The sequence below is a fragment of the Persicobacter psychrovividus genome (assembly GCF_036492425.1).
Lineage (GTDB): Bacteria > Bacteroidota > Bacteroidia > Cytophagales > Cyclobacteriaceae > Persicobacter > Persicobacter psychrovividus.
Genome location: NZ_AP025292.1, coordinates 1,750,437 through 1,773,487 on the forward strand (window position 1 = coordinate 1,750,437; position 23,051 = coordinate 1,773,487).

Annotated in this window: 10 protein-coding genes; 2 read left to right on the forward strand and 8 right to left on the reverse strand. The window is 43.6% G+C overall.

Annotated elements, in window-relative coordinates; all coding sequences use genetic code 11:
* Positions 1-111: 111 nt before the first annotated feature.
* The gene (gene adhE / locus AABK40_RS07540; protein ID WP_332919271.1) at positions 112-2,763 is read right to left on the reverse strand and encodes a bifunctional acetaldehyde-CoA/alcohol dehydrogenase; all 2,652 of its coding nucleotides are present in this window, start codon (positions 2,761-2,763) and stop codon (positions 112-114) included.
* A 940-nt stretch (positions 2,764-3,703) separates the two neighbouring features.
* On the opposite strand from adhE, the gene AABK40_RS07545 reads away from it, so the two are divergent.
* The gene (locus AABK40_RS07545) at positions 3,704-4,729 is read left to right on the forward strand and encodes a DUF4421 family protein (RefSeq protein WP_338396644.1); all 1,026 of its coding nucleotides are present in this window, start codon (positions 3,704-3,706) and stop codon (positions 4,727-4,729) included.
* A 2-nt stretch (positions 4,730-4,731) separates the two neighbouring features.
* Here AABK40_RS07545 and AABK40_RS07550 read toward each other — a convergent pair whose 3' ends face one another.
* The 4 genes from AABK40_RS07550 to AABK40_RS07565 form a co-directional block, all read right to left on the reverse strand.
* The gene (locus AABK40_RS07550) at positions 4,732-5,166 is read right to left on the reverse strand and encodes a TlpA family protein disulfide reductase (RefSeq protein ID WP_338396645.1); all 435 of its coding nucleotides are present in this window, start codon (positions 5,164-5,166) and stop codon (positions 4,732-4,734) included.
* Between the two features lie 88 nt (positions 5,167-5,254).
* Positions 5,255-12,739: a S8 family serine peptidase gene (locus AABK40_RS07555; RefSeq protein WP_338396646.1), complete on the reverse strand. Its 7,485-nt coding sequence runs from the start codon at positions 12,737-12,739 to the stop codon at positions 5,255-5,257.
* A 503-nt stretch (positions 12,740-13,242) separates the two neighbouring features.
* On the reverse strand, positions 13,243-14,898 hold the full coding sequence (locus AABK40_RS07560; RefSeq protein WP_338396647.1) for a tetratricopeptide repeat protein: 1,656 nt from the start codon (positions 14,896-14,898) through the stop codon (positions 13,243-13,245).
* 820 nt (positions 14,899-15,718) lie between these two features.
* Positions 15,719-18,058 carry a glycoside hydrolase family 31 protein gene (locus AABK40_RS07565; RefSeq protein WP_338396648.1) on the reverse strand — a complete coding sequence of 780 codons (2,340 nt, stop codon included), beginning with the start codon at positions 18,056-18,058 and terminating at the stop codon, positions 15,719-15,721.
* A 276-nt stretch (positions 18,059-18,334) separates the two neighbouring features.
* Between AABK40_RS07565 and AABK40_RS07570 the strand changes: the two genes are divergently transcribed.
* Complete coding sequence (locus AABK40_RS07570) at positions 18,335-19,711, forward strand: response regulator (RefSeq protein ID WP_338396649.1); 1,377 nt, start codon at positions 18,335-18,337, stop codon at positions 19,709-19,711.
* 151 nt (positions 19,712-19,862) lie between these two features.
* On the opposite strand, the gene AABK40_RS07575 is transcribed toward AABK40_RS07570, so the two are convergent.
* The 3 genes from AABK40_RS07575 to AABK40_RS07585 form a co-directional block, all read right to left on the reverse strand.
* Positions 19,863-20,786, reverse strand: a complete 924-nt coding sequence (locus tag AABK40_RS07575; RefSeq protein ID WP_338396650.1) for an aspartate carbamoyltransferase catalytic subunit — start codon at positions 20,784-20,786, stop codon at positions 19,863-19,865.
* Positions 20,786-21,340: a bifunctional pyr operon transcriptional regulator/uracil phosphoribosyltransferase PyrR gene (gene pyrR, locus AABK40_RS07580; RefSeq protein WP_332919263.1), complete on the reverse strand. Its 555-nt coding sequence runs from the start codon at positions 21,338-21,340 to the stop codon at positions 20,786-20,788. Before pyrR ends, AABK40_RS07575 begins: the two co-directional genes overlap by 1 nt.
* A 163-nt stretch (positions 21,341-21,503) precedes the next feature.
* Positions 21,504-23,024: a hypothetical protein gene (locus AABK40_RS07585; protein ID WP_338396651.1), complete on the reverse strand. Its 1,521-nt coding sequence runs from the start codon at positions 23,022-23,024 to the stop codon at positions 21,504-21,506.
* Between the last annotated feature and the right edge of the window lie 27 nt (positions 23,025-23,051).

Below are 23,051 nucleotides of genomic sequence, written 5' to 3' on the forward strand. Positions count from 1 at the left end.
ATTCAGTATCCCTTCTTTCTTGGCCCACAAAACTTTGGGCACAAAAAAACCCGACACAAAATGCGTCGGGTTAATTGTAAAGAACTAAATCGTCTTACAGATTAGTGTCAATTATTTTTTAGCAGCTTTTTTCGCTGGTTTAGCAGCTTTAGCTTCTTCAGCTTGTTTAGCTTCGTATGCTTTTGGGCCGTAGTAAGCACGCAACAACATCTCACGAATCTCTTCCATCAATGGGTAACGTGGGTTAGCACCAGTACATTGGTCATCGAATGCTTCTTCAACCAAAGTATCCAATTTCTCCAAGAACAATGCTTCAGAAACACCCCACTCTTGGATTGTTGCTGGAACACCAATTTTAGCGTTCAAGTCAGAGATTGCTTGGATCAAGTTTTGTACTTTCTCTTCTTCGTTTTTACCGCCTAATCCACAGTGGTCAGCCGCACGAGCATAACGGAATGCTGCGTTAGGGTATTTGTACTGAGGGAAAGCAGTCATTTTACGAGGAGAAGAAACAGAGTTGAAACGGATAACTTCGTTCAACATCAATGCATTCGCGATACCGTGAGGAATGTGGAATGCCGCTCCCAATTTGTGTGCCATTGAGTGACAAACTCCCAAGAATGCGTTAGCAAATGCCATACCCGCCATTGCAGCAGCGTTAGCCATTTTCTCTTTCGCTTTCAAGTCAGAAGAACCACCTTCAACAGACAAAGGCAAGTATTTGAATACTAAACGCGCAGCTTCCAAAGCCAATGGGTTAGTGTAATCAGATGCCATTACAGAAACCAAAGCTTCCAATGCGTGCGTCATTACATCAATACCAGAAGCAACTGTCAAGCCTTTAGGCATAGACATTACCAACTCAGGGTCGATAACTGCAACGTTTGGAGTCAATTCGTAATCTGCCAATGGGTATTTAACACCTGTTGCATCGTCAGTAATTACAGAGAAAGGAGTTACCTCAGAACCTGTACCTGAAGAAGTAGCAACAGCCATGAATTGAGCTTTAGATCCCATTTTAGGGAATTTAGCAATACGCTTACGGATATCCATAAAGGTCATTGCCAATTTAGAGAACTCAACCTCTGGGTGTTCGTACATTACCCACATGATTTTGGCAGCATCCATTGCAGAACCACCACCCAATGCGATAACGTAATCTGGTTGGTAAGCAGTCATTTGCTCAGCACCCTGACGTACTACAGACAATACTGGATCAGCATCAACTTCAGAGAAAATACGGTAATCGATGTTGTTTGCTTCCAAAGACTTAGTGATAAAGTCAGTGTATCCCAAACCAGCCAAACCACGGTCAGTTACGATGAATACGCGTTTTTTACCTTCATCATGCAATTCTTGCAAAGCCAATTGAAGTGAACCGAACTTGAAGTAAACCTTCTCTGGGATACGGAACCACAACATGTTTTCTCTTCTTTGTGCCACAGTTTTGATATTTAAAAGGTGAGTAGGTCCAACGTTTTCAGATACGGCGTTACCACCCCAAGAACCACAACCCAAAGTCAAAGATGGCGCTAATTTGAAGTTATAGATATCACCGATTGCACCTTGAGCTGCTGGCATGTTGATCAACGTACGGCCAGTTTTCATCAAGTTTTGGAATTTCTCAATCTTTTCGTGCTCAGCTTGGTCAGCATACAATACTGAAGTGTGACCCAAACCACCTTGAACAACCAAACGGTCAGCTTTCGCCAATGCGTCGTCAAAGTTTTTCGATTTGTACATCGCCAATACTGGAGACAATTTCTCGTGTGCGAATGGCTCGTCGAATTCAACGCTTTCCACTTCACCGATCAATGCTTTAGTACCTACTGGCACTTCGAAACCTGCCAATTCAGCAATACGCTGCGCAGACTGACCAACGATGTCAGCGTTCAATGCACAAGTACCTTTCTTAGTTTCCACCAAGATCGTTTTACGCATTTTCTCTACTTGCTCAGGCGTACAGATGTGTGCACCCATAGCAGCGAACTCAGCACGTACTTCATCATAAATTTTAGCATCTACAACAACCGCTTGCTCTGAAGCACAGATTACACCGTTATCGAAAGATTTAGATACTAATACAGAGTTAACTGCCATTTTGATATGACAAGAATCGTCAATAATTACTGGCGTGTTACCTGCTCCTACTCCAATGGCTGGAACACCTGAAGAGTAAGCCGCTTTCACCATACCAGGACCACCTGTTGCCAAGATCAAGTCCACAGAACTCATCAATTCAGAAGATTTATCTACTGATGGCTCGTCGATCCATCCGATAATTCCTTCAGGAGCACCAGCAGCAACAGCAGCATCCAATACTACTTTAGCAGCAGCGATGGTACAATCTTTTGCACGAGGGTGTGGAGAGAAGATGATACCGTTACGCGTTTTCAAAGCCATCAAAGCTTTGAAGATCGCCGTAGAAGTAGGGTTTGTTGTAGGAACGATACCTGCAATGATCCCAACTGGGCGAGCGATTTTGATGATACCACCAGCTTCGTCTTCTTCAATAATCCCACAAGTAACTGTTTCCTTGTACTTGTTGTAGATAAACTCAGAAGCAAAGTGGTTTTTAATTACTTTATCTTCAACGATACCCATACCAGTTTCAGCAACCGCCTGCTTCGCCAATGGAATACGCGCATTGTTGGCAGCCAAAGCCGCTTGGTGGAAAATTTCGTCTACTTGTTCTTGTGTGAAGTCACTGTACTCGGTCTGTGCCTTACGTACACCAGCGATAAGATTTTTGATCGAACTCATACTAATCTGTAAAAGTGTTTATTTAAATGCCGTGAAAGTTATCCATAGAGAAACTCTTTGTTTAATCGTTCACTATAATGGCATAATATTTTTAAGAGTGCTTTTATACTTGAATGGATAAGTACGCAAGCCCTTCCTTGTTGTTTTATTATGGTACAAATGTAGTGCAGGAATTGAGTGTTCCTAAATTTTTACAACACAAATTTTTAAAGAATAAGATCTTTTTCATAACAAATGACATAGATCAATTTATGCCAACTCCGACACAATTGTAGATCATGAAATAATGTTTGATACTGAAAAATAACTGATCCACATCAATATAATACCCTTTGGGCGACATCACCAATTTCACAATTTTTCAGACCTAAAATTACCATTACCCTATTTAAAACGGCACAAGCATGATAGAATGACTACAAAATCATTGAATATAACTATTGACCTTGTTGTGCATTGCTGAAAGGCTACCGTGGTTAGCGTAAATTTAAGCGATTTTCCAACTTATAATTATAAATATCTAAACCCTTTAAATAATCAACCAACTTATGTCAATTGTCATAAACCTTAATGACATATAATTCAAAACCAAAAACAGGCACTACGTAAACATCTATTATATGGGTTTTAAAATATAAATTTTTTTAACTACTAAATACATAGTTTATGTAACACATAAAGGTCGGTAAATAGACATTCTAATCTCATTCCTATAATAACTCATGATATTTTCGGTAAAAATACTTAGACCCAAATTATTCAGTATCTAATTGATCTTATAACAGTGTTCAAATTTCAATGTTTAAATACAAATGATTAAAAGTCATTTTTAAGGGCGAAAAAATCAGGATATTTCTTAATTTCGACCTATTGCCATATAATTGTCCGCTACTACTCCATGATGCGAATTAAAATTTTATCCCTACTGAGCTTTTTTTGTTTGATCACCAGCACACTTTATGGGCAGTACCTAAAAGACACCCAGATTGGCGAAGCTATGGGAATTTACGACCATGACAAGTGGGATGGCTATGACAGCCTGTATGTCATGGATTATTCTGAGGAATGGACCTTGCGGGCCATCAGTACTTATAAGAACAATCGGTTTGGGATTATCTCCAAAGATATCGAAGGCGACCTCCACCGCCTGGTATTCAGCCCTGTGGCGCCTTACAGTATAGGCGTGGGGCTGAACCACAACTGGCTTGGCGTCAATTTAAGCTTGACGATGCCTTTGGGGCCTCAGGAGAAGAATGAAACTTTTTCACAAATAGACCTGATTGGCCGATATTACACGAAAGCGATCGGTTTTGAGGGGCGTGCGCAATACTTCCAGGGGCATTATGCTGATGTACGCCCGATTCAGGGGGCGCCTATCAATCTTGACAATGCACCGAAGCTGAATACCATGCTGGTGTCGGTTAATGCGACCTATGTGTTTAATCAGAAGACGTACAGTTATATGGCCAACAGCGCGCAAACGCAATGGCAGAAGAAAAGTGCGGGTTCCTGGTTGCTTGGAGGCTTCAGTACTTTTCAGCATTATTGGAACCATAAGGATAACACCCTGCTGGACAAACGAAAGCTCAACCTCGATCAGTCCCAGTATTTCACTCTTGGACTGACAGGAGGATATGGCTATACCTGGGTATATAAATCGCACTGGTTTGCTGGCTTCTCTGCAATGGCGGGCGTGGGTGGCAACTACATCAATTTACAAACCCTGGCGAAAAACCAGAACGATGAAGTGATGTACAAACCCAGTATTATGACCGTCAGCAGACTGTTTGTCGGTTATAATAATGCCGATTTCTTTGTGGTCATCAATGCTACCACCGAGGCTAATTATATCTTCATCAACAGCTACAGCTCCAATATGATTCAGGGTTATGTGAGGCTGTCGGTAGGAAAAAGGTTTGCCTGGAAAGCCAAAAACAAGGTGTTGCATGAAATCGGCCTGGATTAACATCAAGCCGTTCCGAAAATATCCATCAGTCGGTAAAACAAACGGTTCTGGGCATTCTGCTGAGAACCGAATACCGACAATAATGCCGTACCTTGCTCATCGAGAAGAACCCAGTGGGGCGTTCCTTCACACTGAAAGGCGTCGTACAAACGGTGCGACTCATCTATATATATAGGAAAGGGACAAACGCCTGAAGAAAATACCTGCGGAATATTTTCAGCACTCCCCTTCCGTTCACCAAAATCGCTGTGGATGCCCAGCATCTGAAGCTGAGGATACTGCCTGGCAATTTCATAGGCCAACGGCAAAGCCCTTCCTGTGCAGCCTAAACAATCATTATTATAAAACAACAGCAATGTCAATGGCCGTTCGGCCAGCAGCTGCCTGAGCGATACCCATTGCCCGCTGAATTCCCGTACTTTCCCTTTTTCAGTCATAAGCGAAGATATAAAAAAAGCGCCACCATTAAATGATGACGCTTTGGTTTGTTGAGCAACTCAACAGGTTGATTTTATTTCGTTGATCTTATTTTTTGATCATTTTAGTCTGATGGATATCTCCGCCCACATTCAGGTTGATGATGTACATGCCCGAAGTCAAAGACTGACAATCGAAGTGTACGGCATACTTTCCTGATGACTGGAAGCCATCCACAAGGGTTTTTACTTTTCGGCCACTCAGGTCAAAAACCTCAATCACCACTTCCGAACCACTGTTTACATTATAATGAACCATCGTTGAGTGGGTTGCTGGGTTTGGTGTGTTGTAGAGTTTAACCGAAGCAGCATCATCACTGGATAGTGGCTTAGCAAGTACACTAACCTCCAGTGATAAGGTTGTTGCTCCTCCACGGCTATCGTCAGCGACTAACACAATCTCAACGTCCCCTGCGGCAATAGGGAAAATCATCAGGCTGTCTTGCACCTGAACCCCATGAGCGATAGTTTCATCGGTGGTGGTGATGGCATAGTTTACCTGATCACCATCGAGGTCTTCAAAAAGATCTGCAAAGGCAATTGTTCTGCTTTTTTCAGTAACATAAAGGATCAATTGATCCATATCTGAAGCCTCTGGCGCACGATTCACATCATTTACGGTCAAAGCAACCGTATGCATGCTCTGGAAGCCATATTCGTCTGTGGCGTAAACGACAAACTCATAATTTCCTTCGTGCTCATAATCGGTTGCATAAGTCAAGAAGAAAGCACCATCTCGCACTTCGGTTTCAAGGCCTTCATACGCTTCAGCAAGGGTGTATTCAAAATCATCGCCTTCGGCATCCGTTGCCATCAGTTCAAGGACAAGTGTTTCGCCTTCGTTAATATCAAAAGCAGAACTTTCTCCCAACTCAAACATTGGAGCTTGATTCATTTTCATACTGATCATTACTTCTGGCGCATCATTCACAGGGTCGTTAGAGACCGCAATCACCTTGGCCAAATTCTCTGACATTACTGAGTAGGAAGCATCGAATGCAAGTTCAATATCCTGCGACGCTCCTGAATCAACAGCGCCTGCAGAAGGTGAAAGCGTCAACCAGTTACCGTCAATGGCTTCGTTGGCAATTGCCCTTACCATGAAGGCAGTCGTTTCGAAATCATAGAACTGGCTGATGTCCGTGTAGCTGCCGTCTTCCTCCACATAAAAGAAAGTGTTGGCTACCGACTCCTCCATGGAAACAAATCCCTGAGGATACTCCACACCCAAATCATAATAAACCTTGATGTAGAATCGCTCGTGTGGCATAATCTTAACAGATTCAGACAACTCAAAGGTCATCAATGCGCCCTTGGTTTCATCAGCCGATGTTTCGGTTACAAAAGTTTGCTGAGCAACCAATACCGCCTGTGTAGGATCCATATTACCCACCAATATTTCTACCGTGATTGGACCATTTTCCAAACCATAAGGACGGTACCAAGTCTGAACGCTTGCCAGCTCGAAACCAGCCATAGGGGCAGTAAATCCGGTGAGGGTTGTGAATGCACCTCCACCAAAACCTAACGCACTCGCTGGCTCATCATCAGTTCCATAATACAAGTAATCGAAATAATCCTCAGTACTGCTTACTGCGGCTGCATTCCCTGTCAGGGCAATAGCGTTCATATCTTCAGCCGAATGGGTTACCCGATTGGCCATTGGTTGCATATCCGCAGATTGCGCACGGTTAAAGTCGATCACAAAATCGTAATCAAGGACAGACCCACCATTGGCATTACTTAAAGTGAACACCTGCTGCTCCTGATGGTCCACCGTATTGGCTAAAACTGTAAAAGTATCTGCATTCACTTCCGCTACAGGTGGTTCAACCACCATTGCAGTAATTGGAAGTATCAACTCCTGACCATCCTCGAAGGTAAATACCAGTTCAGCCGATAAATCTGTGTTTACCGTAGTTGGGGACAAAATAGCCACGAAAGAAGAAACCTCACCTGGAATAATTGTCATCGGGAACTCCATCCAGTCTATGGACACAAATTGTGGTCCCCAGAAACCTTCAGACATTTTCCCTACTTGTAGGTCATTGACCTGTTCTCCATTCAATACAATAGAGCTAATTGATGCCCCAGCGGAGCCGTCATTTGTCAGGAAGAATGAACGCTGATATGTCTTCGGCGAAGGCCAGTTATCTACGAGTTCATCATAAATCATAGCTTTTCCAAAACTCAAAGCCTCTTCAGACAATTTCAAGTCAGCAGATCCCTCAACCGTTAATGCTACCTCCAATGGGTATTCTTCCATTAATGGTGTATTGTTCAGCAGGGTCAGGCTGCCTTCATATTCTCCAGCAATCAAATTAGTCGCATCAACAGTCATGTTGATGGTTTTCGACGCTCCTGCAGGAATCGTGATTTTTTTCGCTGGTGTAAAAGAAAGGGCTAAACCATTTTCGATATACTGATAGAAAGCAGCGGCTTCTACCCCATCGGTCCCGGTTTTGTTTTCGATACCAACCGTTGGGTGGTGCAACCAACTCAAAGCAGCTTGATCCGCCTGATATTGATAAATTATAGTACCGTTCTTATTCAGAATTACCTGAGCCGAAGCATAACCTCCAAAGAAAGCCCAAATGTGCTGCATACGGTGGTAAGTAATCACAATTTTATCCTCATATTCCTTCACCCAAATTCCTTTGGTTTCATCGGTATCGTAATAGTTTTCGCCACCGACCATCCAGATTGGCGCCAAGAAATTATTCAAGCCTCCAGAGGTAGGAATATAGTCGTTAAGGGTGAACATGTAATTCTCATCGAAAGAGATCACCCCATTAATACCAATATAAATATCGCTGTACTCATCGCCGTAGAAATTGAAATCAAATGGCAATTCGTAATGAGTAGCAAAATGATCAGGGTTTTCAATCTCAATTTGTGTTCCTCCCCCCTGAATAATATCATCCCAACGGAAAACAGGAGCTTCAGCATCTTCCAATCCTGCCAATACTTTCTTGTTGTCTTTCAGCGCATAGGTAAAATCCGTCCCTGCCAATTCATTAACATCCGTTACCACAGCTTCGGTAGCGTATAACCAAGAGTTACCCATTGGCAAAATATCCAAAGCAGCTTCGCCATTTTCATTACTGATTTCCACAGCCATTGAATGTGAATCTCCTGCGGCTAAGGTCAGGATTTGTTTCTCATAAGTTACTTCAATCGCAGGAGCGGCTACCACCTCTGCGGTTAATGCAAACTCGTGGGTGTTACCGTCCTGGTCTGTCAGGGTCAGGGTTTCTGCAAACTCGCCCAGCTGATCTGTTGCCAGGGTGATCATTTTGCGCACACTTCTGCGGGCAGCAATTTGGTCGTTGGCAAAATCGTGGGTAAACCGGTCGCCAGGAATCTCTGCTGAAGTGATGGCGGTTGCCGCCCCTCCTGCATTGGTAATGTTCAGATGAACATAAGCCTCAGCTCCCTGGTACACCTGACCAAGATCAAAAGCCGTAAGGTTGAATTCAAGTTCAGCCTCACCACCAGACACATTGGTATTCACCTCAAAAGACTGATAAGGCGCCTCAGGGTCATTACTGAATACTGTCACTTTTTGAATGTTAGCACCATCCACCAAGCCATCAGCTTTCACGGTAAAGTCGATCGTTTCTGATCCACCTACAGGAATCAAGCCCGCAAATGCAGAAAGATCACTGACCATATCTACTCCTGGGGAATGCATCACATAGCGTAATTCAGTGGTTTTATCATTAAAGAAATCCCAATCGATCCCACCGTATTTGATCATCACCCCATCCTGCTTATTCTCAGGCTCGAAAGACAATACAGTACTGGTCGCCATTGCTGAGATGTCTTCATAGCGCACTTCAAAATCACCATCAGATTTCAGTACAATTTGGAAAGTCGAAGGCCCCTCCCATGTGCTTCCAACATTCTTGTACTCAACGATAACTTCATGCTCGAACTCCTTCACATAAATGTGGCCACTGTTCTGAACATTAAGTTCCTGCCCCAAGGCATAAATATAACCGTTAGGGGTGTACATTGACCCTAAACCTGGAGGGAACTCATTGTATGGGCTGTTATCATCAAAAGTGATCGCTCCATATCGAGAAACAAAGAATTCATTATATTCGGTTCCATAAAATGGGAAGCCAAAACTCAAATTGATCTTATGGTGATTATTACCCGCTCCTTTGAAATGGTCGGTAATTTCTACTGCATCATCATCCTCTGCCAGCTCAACCCACTCCCAAGGCAGGTCGTCAGCATGCAAATTGCTTTCATAGCTATAGCCAAAACGGTGAACCCCTTCAGGAACATTATCTGCAAATCTTGGAATAACATATTCCAATGGGTACTGCCCTGTATTTTCGATGGTTACCGATGAAGTTGTTTCTTCTCCTACTGCCAAATCAAAAGTTTGGGAGGCTGGAGAAAGACTCAAGGCTGCAGGCTCAGCGCCTACCCCGAACACATTGAACTGATAATGCTCGCCAGCGGTCGTTTCAATGGTAATTACCCCATTGACGTTTCCTGAGGTTTGTGGCTGAAATTTGAGTTTCAGCGGGCGAATAGCACGTGCAGGAACTTTATTGAATTCCCAGCTTTGCTGTGCCCAGACAAATGCATCATTTGAGGAGCTTACATTGCTCACCATAAAATTGCCATAACCATAGTTGGCCACATCAATTTCCATCTCCAGTTCATCCTGTACGAATACCGCACCGAAATTAACAATTGATGGCGTATGGAGCTCTGGTAAATGACCCGTAACGTTCAGGCTTGTTACTACCCGAACCTCTTTTTGGTTGGTGCCATTGGTACGGATGATCGTATTGGAATTATAATCACCATTTACCAACGTGGAAGCATCTGCCTGAACTTCAACAGTAAGCTCTTCGCCCTGCTGAATTTCTCCTTGTGAAGGTACAACAGAAATATATTCACCCAAATACTGACGCTGACTATTGCCAAGAATCACCCAGGCCCAGCCATCTTCTCCTATCGCTTCCTGAATTGGCGACCAGTTGCTACCAAAATCAAAACTCATGAATTGATTTCCAACGGCCTGATCCCAATCTTTTGCTGGCGATACCCCCAAAGGATAAAGGTTACCTGCAGGAACATGTACAGCCACAAAGAAGGACTCTCCTTGACTGAAATAAAAGTGCTCATCCAATGTCAGGTATTGACCGCCCTGATAAAAATAATCATATTCTTTACTGTAAATCAGTTGGTCAGGCGACATGCTGCTGCCTTTATAAATTTCTACAATAGGTTTTGTGCTTGGCTCAGAAAGCTCTAACCAGAACTGTAAATTCGTCAGGTTGAACCCCTTTGGGTCGTCAACTGTAAATTTAGTTGCCATAGAATTTGGCAGACTGGTATCTTCTTCTCCAATCACGTACCAGGCAAATCCTTCACTATAACTCAAAGTTGAGTTTTCAAAATCCTTGATTTCCTCAGGATCAAAGCTCGTGCGCTGAATTTGTTGAACCGCTCTACGTCCCACTTCTGCACTGCCTGAGTGCTGTAAAGTTTTTGGGTAGTTGGCTGGCGCCACCGAGTTATAAGCTAAATTGAACCCCGTCTGGCGATGTGTATAATCCCATCTTAACAGACCTTCTCCTTCATTGGCCAAAGTCATTGACTGTGATGTGGAAGCGGAAGTGCTGGCATCGATTGTGAAGTTCAACGCCTGCTGATCCAACACCAAAACAGGACCCAAGTTCGTTACCATCTGCAATACATTTGATAAGGGAGATGCATTATCCCAACGATCATAAGCCAAAACTGCAACATAATAGGTCGTTTCGCCTTTCAATCCCGAAAGTTCCACCGTATTAGCTTCGCCCGCGGCAGAATTTGCAACGAGTTCGACTTTCATAGCCGACTCAAGATTATTTGCCGTCAGGGTGTTTTCGCTATAATACACTTCATAACGCAATGGCTTCCCATCGTCTTCATCTGTTGGTGTTGAAAAAGTAACAACAGCAAAATCATGCGCAGCAGACTCCAAAGCAAGGTCAGCGATCTGTGCGGGTGCGTGCCCTTCGTTGGCCTGCAAAGCCAAAGCAGCATCAATAGCCCCTGTTCCTAATTTACCAACAAACCCAGGGTTCAGATCATAAATTGAATGGGTCGCCGTTTTAAGGTGTGCCCACATGTCTTGTGGTGTAAAGTTTTCACTCCCATGCTCCGACAGCACCAAAGCGGCAATCCCCGACACGTGCGGACAAGCCATTGATGTTCCTTGCATAAAACCATAGTTATTACCTGGAAGTGTACTCAAAACACCATCCTCCTGCTTCAAGGAAGTGTCACCTCCTGGCGCAGAAACATCCACCCATGACCCATAATTACTGTAATAAGCACGAACATTCGCAGGGCCCGTAGAGGCTACGGTAAACACATTTTCATAATAACCTGGGTAAAATTCACCATCCGCATTCGAGTTTCCTGAAGCGAAAATAACGATTCCACCTTTCATTGGGCTGCCAGGATAATCTCCCGCCTCGGCAATGAAATAATCTATCGCATCCAAAACAGACTGCTCGTAAGCTCCAGGATTGATATACCCCCAGCTGTTCTGCGAAATGACAGCGCCATTATCAGCAGCATAAACATAAGATGCCGCTGTATTGGCGTAAGGACCTGTCAGGGTATGACAAGACATCATCAAGACACCATCATCATTACCACTACCACCAGCTACACCAGCAATACCGACACCGTTGTTGTTCACCGCCGCAACGGTTCCTGCAACGTGCGTACCGTGAGATTGTGCTACAATTTCACCCTGGTCATAGGCAAAGCTATAACCATGTACATCATCCACATAGCCATTGCCATCATCATCAATGCCGTTGCCAGGAATCTCTCCCTGATTTACCCACATGTTGGCGGCCAAATCATCATGGGCCACGTCGATGCCCTCATCATGAATGGAAACAATTACACGGCGATCACCAGTATTAATTTTCCAGGCTTCAAAAAGGTTGACATCTGCACCAGCGGTCCAGTTGTCTTTGCTGCCATCGTTGCTATAATGCCACTGGCGAGCAAGGTGAGGGTCATTTGTAGGCAAGCTTCCATCGGTATTCGTTACCGCTGAAGAAGGAAGTATTTGCACAGTACCTGGCTCAATAAGTTGCTTCTCAAGGATCGGCTCGGCCATCTCAACAGAAGCTACTGAACTGAAGGACTGACAAGCCATATCAACAGCTCCAGATACCTCAATTTGGTACCACAAGTGGAGGCCATGCTTTTTAAGCTTGTGTTCCGTTTTGGGGTTATAAGGGAACACCCGCTGCATATTATGCCCTTGAAGCGATTGGGCTACCTGATCGAAAGTAGAGATGCCAATTTTCGCCCCTGTGGCCTGATTCATCGGCTGGGCGGCAAGCATCTGAGCAACCTCAGGCTTAAATTTGATTCTGACAACGCCGTTGGCGATGCCGTTCTGGAAGGTTGCTGTCTGCTGGGAAAATCCAGCAGCGGGTATCAGCAACAACAACCAAAATAATAGTTGGTTAAGAAAGGATAAGCGTTTACGCATAAAAATAAATAGGTTGAGTTACTCCTGCCATCGCAGGAAAATAAAGGTTAGTGCCCTTTTTTCAGGGCTTTCAAAAGCTTTTTCAGGGCTTCGTTTTCTGCCGCTCTTTTTTCGATAAGCGAACGAATCTGATCGGCTTCTTTAGGTTTGGGTTTTTCTTTCATCATGAAGAAAGAAACAATAAGTAATTGGTTAAAACATTACAGCCGAAAGTCATCACTTTCATACTGAACCCCAATAATACCAATCCGTTGTCGGCAACAAAAAAAAAGCAGGAACATCATCTCCCTGCTTCATTTTTTTTGGTAACATCATCACTACAACACCACCTAACATATTATTTATCAATAATTTAACCTCGTAACACAATTCTATTTCTTCCGATTTTTATGGGAGAAAAAATCAGTCACCTTTCACATCATTTAAGCGTTCAGGCTGTTCATAGACCTGCAGAACAAGGGTGATTTTACACAAAACCTCACTTGCTCCCTGCTCAAAATCCACTACCCTACTTCATTCATCAATTGGCACAGATCGACATCCGCCCCAGAGACGCCAAGTTTTTTCCGCAAACGAAACCGTGCCATATCAATCGATTTTGGCGACTGGTGTGTAATGGCTGATATATCCTTAGAGCTCATGTTCAATTTCAGGAATGCGCATAACTTTCGTTCGTTATTACTCAGGTCTGGATATTTCCTCGCCAGATCTTCATAAAAGCCCACGTGCACCTGCTGAAAGTGCACCTCGAAAGATTGCCACAGGTCATCGCTGCTTGAGGACTGCAACTGATAGATAATATTCCGAATTTCTTTCTGCTCCACCTTATTGGCCTTTCGCTGAAGTTGAAGCAAGTCCTCAGAAACCTTATTGATCAGTTCATTTTTTTGCAGCAGGTTCATCACATTGGTCGTCAGCTCTTTATTTTTGTGCTCAATATCCTGCAACAATTTCTGGTTGTTTTCTTCCGCTTGCTGATGAAGCCAATCGGAATGTTCTTTATCAAGCAAAGCCAATTTGGTTTTTTTCCGCTGATATAAATAGAGCACCAGCATTAAAGCCAAAACAAGCACAATAATTACGCCCCCAAAATAAAGTCGATACAAATAGGCCTGATGTGCAGCTGCGGTGGCCTGCTGCTGTTGCCTGAATTCATATTCCTGAACCAGGGCATTGATTTTCTGACTCCGCTCATCGCCTTTAATTTGGGCATCGAGCTCATTAAACCTGGTCAGCTGATGAAAAGCTTCCTCATAATTCCCCTGAGCGGCGGCAATGTCCACCCACTCGTCGTAAATGGCCCGCATTTCATATTTCATCCCCAAAGATTCACTGATTTGCTGCGCTTCCTTGAGGCATTCAAAAGCCTTGGACTCTTCCCCTCGCTGAAGGTAACAATGGCCCAAAATCAGTAAGGTGGTCGGCAATGTAAAGAGCTGCCCCTGTTCCCGTTTAATTTTTAGCGCATCATTGAGGTATTCGAAAGCTTTGTCATAATCGCCAAGCGTTACATAATGATTGCCAATATTGTGCAAATTATTGGCCAGCAACAGGTGAAAATCATTCGTTCGGGAAATGGAGGCTGATTTCTCATAACTGGCCAGTGCATCTTCCGCTTTACCCTGCCCCCGCAAAGAAGCCCCGAGATTAAGATACAGTTTGGCGAGCATTTCAAGGTTCACCCCATCTTCGGCACTTTTGAGCAATTGAATCGCCTCATGAAAAAAGGGTTCCGCTTTCTGTGAAGCGCCGAGTCGTTCATAAACAAGACCAAGGTTATTATTGACGATCGAACTGAAATAGGTGGAGGTATCTGCATGGAGCTCAAAGTAATTTCTCGACCTCAGGTAATAATCCGCCGCAAGACGATAGTTTCCTTCGTGAAATTGCAGCGTACCGAGGGTCAGGTTCAATTTTGCTTTTACAAAAAGGTCATCGATATGCTCGGTGAGTTGCTGTGCTTCACCCGCAAAAAAATTTGCCCTGCTGATATTTGTCCTGCGAAACTGCTCAATCAGATCGATATAGATGGCCGCTTTCTCGCTGTCGGTTTTCACCAGCTCCAATTGGGTTTGGAGGCTATCCACATCAAGGTTTTTAGGGGCTCCAAAAACAGCTGCAGGCAGAAGGCAACAGGAAAGAAGAAGGATCAGTCGCATAAGGTTAATGAAATAATATTGGGCAAAAGTGGGTATATAAAGAATAATACCACAATACAAACATTAAATAACCTCTTTTTTAGCTGAAATAAAAGCAAAAATCGGGTAGATGGCTGGTGAAAGAAAATTTCCTCTTTCACCAGTACACCTCCCACACCACCCTGCATACGGATCCGTACAGGGCGGTTTCTTGTCTTGAAATTATTAACCTCAATGACTTTCATTTCCTGTCGTTATCTTTCGGCATAAACACTCTTACCTATTTTCGGATTCCGTCCTATCTTCCAGTAAGGAGTCCCTTTCGGGCATCTGCTATCATCTGCTTTACAGTAACTTTCAGTTGAAAATCTGACAAGATTCAGTCCTTCCATAGATTGTGAGACCTCTGTAGTTCTTACAGCTCATTGCCTCTATGTACTATGACCTCTGCTGACTTCTCGCAATAAACCTTTTTCGACCAGGTATTACTGTCTGCGAGACCTCCCGCGGTAAGACGACTTAACTTTCTCTCCATCTACCTGCACCATTTACAGCATTGCCTTCCGAGTAGTTTTGGACTTCGTTTTGTTTGGCAAACTTATCCAGACAACACTGCCTCATGATGTTCGTGTCCCTCAGGCCAGAGATTTGCATACAGCTTCCTTCAGATTATACCTCACGGTAAACACCCTTGCCTTCTGCTATGTGGTTGGCACTACTAACCCCCACTACGGACTTGCACCGATTAGTTAATCGCCATGCACGGCGCACCAAAAAAAGCTAAGCAGGAAATCCCCACTTAGCTTTATTATTCATTGATTGTCTGCAATTTACATTGATGCTATTTCACAGCAATCACTACTTTATCTTTCAAAACTACTTTAACGAACAACTGACCAGTTGATTCATTAAAGAAGGCACCACCCTTGTCTTGCCATTTTTGTTCAGACTTTTGAACCTTCACTTTTTGGCCGTTGACCATCACTTTTTTGTGGTTTGGTGCATGGTGAACAAGCACGGTAATGGCTCTTTCTGATGGGGCATTTTCAAATCCTTTTCCTGTTTTTTCTACGGCAATGGTCAATCCCTTCTCGTTGGTATTGGCCTCAAATTTCAACAGGTCAAAGTTTCCTTTTTCAAGTGCATCTTTGCTGTGGCCGTCGTCATCATACATTTGGCCTTTCGCTTCTTTCACCGAAGCATCGGCATAATAATGCAAGGTCAAATCTTTGGTGGAATACTCCTTGGTGGTTTGGTAAACTGGTGCCATCGGAATGAAAGCACCCGCTTTTACCATTACAGGCAAATGCTTAATATCAGACTTGATCGTTACCTCTTTTCCTCCTTCATAAACTTTGTCGTTATGGAAATCAATCCACTGATGACCTTTTGGCAAGTAGAACGTTTTACTTGTCGCCCCTTTTTCTTTCACTGGCGCTACCAAGAAATCATCTCCCCACATGTAAGCGTCGGTGTAGTCAATTAGCTGATCGTTATCTTCTTCAAAAAACAACGGACGCATCAACGGCATTCCCGTAGTGGTGTTTTCGTAGGCAAGTGTGTAGTTATAAGGCATCATTTCATAACGCAGGCGAATGAAATCACGGGCGATAGACATGGTTTCTTTGTCCCAGTACACTGGCTCAGCAGGCACTTCTTCCTGTGCGTGTGTGCGGTAGATTGGGTTGAACACACCATAGGACAACCATCTCAAATACAATTCTGCATCTTTAGTAGTACCCGCAAAACCACCCAAATCAGAGGACATATATGCCGCACCTTGCAATCCCATACTCAAGGAAATCTCTACCTGAGGATACAAGCCACCCCAGGAACGGGAAACATCTCCCGACCAAGGCACCATGCCGTAACGCTGTGAACCTACAAAACCTGAACGCATCAGAATCAACGGACGCGTATTTGGAAAATCTTTGGCAAAACCATCATAGATCATTTTTGCCCACTCATGACCATATACATTGTGTACCTCGTCAGCAGAACCATTCACGTGCTGCAAAGCCGAAGGGTGAACTTCTGGCTCGCCCAAATCGCCCCACCAGCCGCCAACTCCGCTTTCGGTATGGTGCTTATAAATTTTCCAGAACCAGTCTTGTGCCTTTGGCTTGAAAATATCAATCAGGCCTGTATTGCCGAAAAAGAAATCAAATTTGAATGCACTGCCAAGGCTGTCGGTGCCCAACACTTTATTTTCGACCGCACTGTCCCAGGTTTTACAACCGTTCAGAATAAATGGCTCAGTAATTAGAATCGTTTTTACCCCCTGCTCATTTAAATTGGCCATCATTTTTTCTGGCTGAGGGAAGTTAGGTTTGTACCAGTCCAGGTTGCCCATGTGGCCTTTCAAATCTGGCCCCTGCCAGTAAAGGTCAATCACGATTCCATCCAATGGGATGCTGTCCTGTTGGTATTTGGCAACGGTAGTCTCTACTTCTTCCTGCGTATGGTAGCCCATACGCGAGGCAATATTCCCCAGCGTCCAACGTGCAGGTAATGGATTGCGCCCAGTCAAAGCGGTGAAATTATTCATCAGCGTTGGGTAATCGTGTCCGCTGACCACAAAGTAAGACATATTCCCACTCACGGCTTCAAAAGACATCACCTCTTTATCCGTCGCGCCAAGGTCCATAAATCCTTTGGCACCATTGTCAAAAATCAGCGCGTATTTGTTCGTCGATACCAACATAGGCATCGAGTAGTACATTAAATCTGCATGTTTTTCATAACCATAAGAGGCTTTATTATACAGCTCCAAACGGTGTCCACGACGATTCATGCCCAACACTCGTTCACCTCCACCAATCAATTGCTCTTGTGGCTGAAGCTTGAAACGAAATCCACTCACAGAATCCGCATCAAAAAAGCCCTGCTCTTCTGCAAGGAAAACTTTGTTTCCGTTGGCATAAGACACCTGAAAAGGGGATTTCTGAATTAAAACCTCCATATCTGGTAAGGAATAAATCAACCGATTAGGTTCTTCCTTCACTTTACTTTCAACCTTTTCTGCGCCATGAGCTGCCGCATAAGATGGAAACGGCAACGCTTTACCCTTTTCCAGAAAATCAACTTTCACCGTATGATGACCATAAGGCGTGATGACCATTTTGCCGTCATTGGTTTTTATTTCAAGGTGATCAGGAAAATATTGATAACTCTTAAACATTCTTTGCGCAAATGCAGAATCTGCGAAAATGCTGCAAAACAATAGTACTATAGATATTTTTCTTAACATACGGAGAGTTGTTTGGTCAAAAAGATATTCAAACCTGCTTTTGATTTATGAAATTTGCAATTTAAGACACATAAATTCATCGGAATTTTTCAGCAATCGTTTTCCGTAGATCATTTTTATACGCTTTGGCTAAAAATTAATCGGAATTAATTATTCAATTAAACTATATTGCGGCATGAAATATCATCACATCTAATTATTTGTTTTATGAAGGAGGAATTTTTAATCGAATCTTTGGCTACTACCATTGATGTACTGCCTCTACCCACCATCATATATCAACCTGAAAATAATAAAATACAGCTGTGCAACCAAAGTGCCTCCGAGCTGCTTGACGATGGTCTGAGCGACTATTTTGAGCAGGAGTTACCTGTATTATTTACAAAAATTAACCAGAATAGTCAATTATCAGAAGGTACACATACCGTTAATTTTAATCGTAAACCACCATTTACGCATATATATATTAAGTATAAGTGTATTTCTGACCATCTGTTTTGCTTACAGTTCACCCCCATTACATCACAATCCTGTGTGCAGGAGGAGAAGCAACTACTGGAAAGCAACATAAAAAGCATTATTGAAAGTACGCAGGATATCATTTTTTCTTTAGATAATAACTTTTGTTATACTGAATTTAACAGAAATCATTATCTGACAATGAAGAAAATTTATGGTAAGGATATCGAAATTGGAGAAAATATCCTTAGCTATATGCGGGTGAATGGCGACCATATTAAGGCTCAAACAGACATTCAAAGATCGTTGGATGGTGAACAGTATAGTGTGGTTCAGGTCTATGGCGACCAAAAATATGAAAGAACCTATTTTGAAGCGAGTTACAACCCGATTTACAACAATGGTGAAATTGTCGGTTGCTCTGTTTTTGTCAAAGACATTTCCGACAATATCCACACCCAGGAAAAACTTCAGGAACTGAACGATAGCCTTTCCAAGCAAAATGAACAGCTGCGGAAGTACCAGTTCATCAACTCTCACCAAGTACGGGCAAAGCTGAGCAGTATTATTGGCCTGGTACAGATTATGCTTGAAGATCAGCCTGAAGATGAAAATGTCAACCTTTTATTTCAGAGTGCACAGGGACTTGATGACCATATTCATGAGCTGAACGACCTGCTGAACAAAGAGCGGAAGCCTTTTCAGTTTAAGGACCTGCACATGAATGCGCTGACCAACATCTGGATGATTGATGACGATGCCCTGCACCATAAAATATCTACCAAAATGGTGGAGCTTTATAATCCTGAGCTCAGCATCACGTCGTTTTTCAGTGCCAAAGAAGCATTGAAACAACTTCATGACCGTGCCGAACTCCCCGATTTGATTGTCCTGGATTTAAACATGCCAGGAATGAACGGCTGGGAGTTTTTAGTACACTATGAGCAGCTGGCCTTTGCCATCCCAATTCATATTCTGACTTCGTCGATTGATTTTGAAGATAAAATTCGGTCGACAAATTTCGCTTGCGTCAAGGGATTTACCTCCAAGCCACTGAATATGGATAACCTGCAAGAGATTTTGGCCATAAACGCCGAGGAATCATTAACAAATATTATTCCCTGATCGGAAATCGCCATCAAAAAAGAGGCTGCAGAAGTTATCCCTTCCGCAGCCTCTTTTTTTATAAGTCAGTGCTTATTTCATATTCAATGCTATTCATTAGAGCGTGTTAAATTTCACCAACCTGCTCCAAATTTAAGCTTTAATCACGCTATTAAGTTCTTCCTGCCAACAGATACAGCACAGCCATACGAACCGCTACGCCATTTTCTACCTGATCAAGAATGATCGCCGCATCAGAATCTGCCACGTCAGAGTTTAACTCTACCCCACGGTTAATTGGCCCTGGATGCATAATTAAAATTTCCTTGTCCAAAGAATCCAGCAAGCGTTTGTTAATGCCAAAAAACTGAGAATATTCCCGCAGCGAAGGGAAGTATTTCAATTGCTGACGCTCAAGCTGAATACGAAGTACATTGGCCACATCGCACCATTGCAAGGCTTTACGAAGATCAAGTTCAACTTTCACCCCCAATTCCTGCACATATTTTGGCAACAATGTTTTGGGTCCGCAGACCATCACTTCCGCACCCAATTTTTTTAAGGCAAAGATATTCGACAACGCCACCCTTGAATGAACGATGTCACCAAAAAGGCAAACCTTCTTGCCTGCAACATCACCAAATTTTTCACGAATCGAGAAGGTATCCAACAATGCCTGAGTGGGGTGCTCGTGGGTTCCATCTCCAGCATTGACAATATTGGCGTCGATGTGTCTTGACAAGAAATGGGGCGCTCCAGCGCTCGAATGGCGCATCACGACCATATCCACTTTCATGGCCAAAATATTGTTCACCGTATCAACAAGGGTCTCACCTTTTTTCACTGAGCTGTTTCCTGCTGAAAAATTCACAACATCAGCACTCAGTCGTTTTTCTGCCAACTCAAAGGAGAGTCGTGTACGGGTGGAATTTTCAAAGAAAATATTGGCAATGGTAATATCTCGCAAGGAGGGCACCTTTTTTATGGGGCGGTTAATTACCTCCTTAAACTGATCGGCGGTCTGATAAATCAAGTGTAAATCCTCGGGTGTCAGATCCTTAATTCCCAGAAGGTGTTTCGTACTAAGTTGTGACATTAATCTTGGTTTTTTTCTTTTTCCGTAAGCCAAATAGAGTCCTCGCTAAAGTTCTCTCCTTTCAATTCTACCTCTACCCGCTGAGAGGCCACCGTATTGACGTGCCTTCCCACTACGTTCGGCTCAATCGGCAAATCGCGATTGTATTTTCTATTGACCAGCACGGCAAGCTCGACGGCCTCTGGGCGCCCAAAGGTGGTCATGGCATCCAAAGCGGCGCGTACAGACCTGCCCGTATAGAGGACATCATCCACAAGGATCACCTTTTTGCCTTCAATAAGAAATGGAACATGGGTGGTATTGGCCTGCAGGGGTTTTTCCCGACGGCGGAAATCATCACGATGGAAAGTGATATCGAGGTAGCCAAGTTTGACGGATTTACCAATGTTATCCTCCAAACACGTCTTCAGACGTTCGGCTAAAAAAACACCACGGGGCTGAAGGGCAAGGATTACCGTATCTTCAAAATCACCGTGGTTTTCAATGAGTTGCTGAGTCATTCGCTGGATAGTAATATCCAACAATTCACTACTGAATATCTTACGTCTGTTCATAGCGAAAGCAAATATAATAAGGCGATGGCAGGAATTCAAAGCCTTCACCGATTAAAGATTGGGAATTTTCGACACCCGTCCAAAAGGGCAAAAATCCCATTTTGCCCACTACACGAACCAGCACCGCTAAAAAGCACCACCGTTCCTGCTGGCACTTCGCACTTTAGGGGCCGCTCAGTGGTGGCAGTTCCTGCGGCACCCAAAGATATTTCTGTAAATATAAATGTGCTTTTTTCTCCCCGCCCAAAGGATAATACAGCCCAAAATGATAGAAGGATTTATTTAGCCAGGGGTACAGGTGACCAAAATTCCTGTGATCTTCTTTATAATCCTGCGGCAAAGAAGAAAACCGCTCCTTTATCGACGGAGCCGAATCCACGGTTAAATCGATCTGTTCACTGACCAGCTCATTGTTGTCATGATAGGCCATCACGGCACTATGCCCCTGCTCATAGGCAAAAGCGCCAACTTGCGTAATGGCGGGCATTTCAAAATTTTCATAATTGAAAGTTCTGTCCCACATAAAGTTGCCTTCCTGATCAAAAACCGCCATCAGTGCGTGAGTCATAACGTAAACCTGCTCTTTCATAATAACTTCCTGCAAGCCACTGAAATTGGTATTGTTTTTCAGGGTGGGGTAAAAAAATTCCCCAAAAAAAGCATGGCTTCCATCTGTACCCGCACGATAGGAAAGGCGCATTTTTTTAAAAAGGTTCATCTCCTTTCTGGCCTTTTTCTTCTTTTGCTGCTTGTGCTTCATTTTCACCTCCTGCTTTTCTGGCAAATAATTAAAGTAATGCTCAAAACGCGCAAAGGGAATCATATTAATCTGATGCTCGCCACTTGCAGAAAGTCGGGCGACGGTAACCCCTGCGGAAAAATCAAGCATCGAACTGCCACTGTCGCCATAGCTTGCCACAAGCAGCTGGTCAAGGTTAGGCAGCTCGACCACTTTGGCCATCATCAGGTTTTGACCTTCAGGAACCACAAAAGAATAACGGATAAGCTCCTGCCCTTCCTCATCAAAAACATTGACACTGGCCTTGTATTTGTGCGCCCGCTCCCGATGCACCGAGATGGTTTTAAAGGTTTTATCCTCTTCATTTACCGTCAGGTCGAGTAGTCGATTTTTGGAATGATAATGGTTCCGCACCACCTTCAGCTGACCTGAGGCAAGATCAAAAAGGCAAACGACACTCTTATCATTCACCTGTCCTGCCAAAATCACATGATGCCCCAAAGATTCATAATGGGACATCACCAACTGAAAGGGCAGCTCAATATTAAATTCCTGATACTGCTGAGGGCTATCAAAGGGCAATCGGTATAATTTCAGGTCGCGGACATATTCTGTATCATCAGTAAACATGAAAAACATGGCGGAATCATGGGCATCATACCCCACCAGTTCCTGATCAACAGGTAAAAAATAGCCCTGCTGATTTATCAGGGAAAGATCTTCCCCGTATTCACGAATTTCCCAATAAGCTTTTTTATCGCGAAACTTATGGGGTTTTTTCTTGAAGAAATACAGCCTGCTGCCGCCTTTATCAAATACATGATAGAAAGCATCCTGCTCGACGGGCTCGGCCTCGATCTCGGCAACCTTCCGTATTTGCGCAAAAGCACCGACCGCACCTACGGCTATACACAGCAAAATGACTAAAAAGCGTTTTATCATCATCTAAGGAATTTCTTGTTTAACAGGTTG

Excerpts from the sequence above, each read along its gene's own strand:
- adhE (WP_332919271.1), bottom strand. The coding sequence starts at position 2,763 with ATGAGTTCGATCAAAAATCTTATCGCTGGTGTACGTAAGGCACAGACC.
- AABK40_RS07550 (WP_338396645.1), bottom strand. The coding sequence starts at position 5,166 with ATGACTGAAAAAGGGAAAGTACGGGAATTCAGCGGGCAATGGGTATCG.
- AABK40_RS07555 (WP_338396646.1), bottom strand. The coding sequence starts at position 12,739 with ATGCGTAAACGCTTATCCTTTCTTAACCAACTATTATTTTGGTTGTTG.
- AABK40_RS07560 (WP_338396647.1), bottom strand. The coding sequence starts at position 14,898 with ATGCGACTGATCCTTCTTCTTTCCTGTTGCCTTCTGCCTGCAGCTGTT.
- AABK40_RS07565 (WP_338396648.1), bottom strand. The coding sequence starts at position 18,058 with ATGTTTAAGAGTTATCAATATTTTCCTGATCACCTTGAAATAAAAACC.
- AABK40_RS07570 (WP_338396649.1), top strand. The coding sequence starts at position 18,335 with ATGAAGGAGGAATTTTTAATCGAATCTTTGGCTACTACCATTGATGTA.
- AABK40_RS07575 (WP_338396650.1), bottom strand. The coding sequence starts at position 20,786 with ATGTCACAACTTAGTACGAAACACCTTCTGGGAATTAAGGATCTGACA.
- pyrR (WP_332919263.1), bottom strand. The coding sequence starts at position 21,340 with ATGAACAGACGTAAGATATTCAGTAGTGAATTGTTGGATATTACTATC.
- AABK40_RS07585 (WP_338396651.1), bottom strand. The coding sequence starts at position 23,024 with ATGATGATAAAACGCTTTTTAGTCATTTTGCTGTGTATAGCCGTAGGT.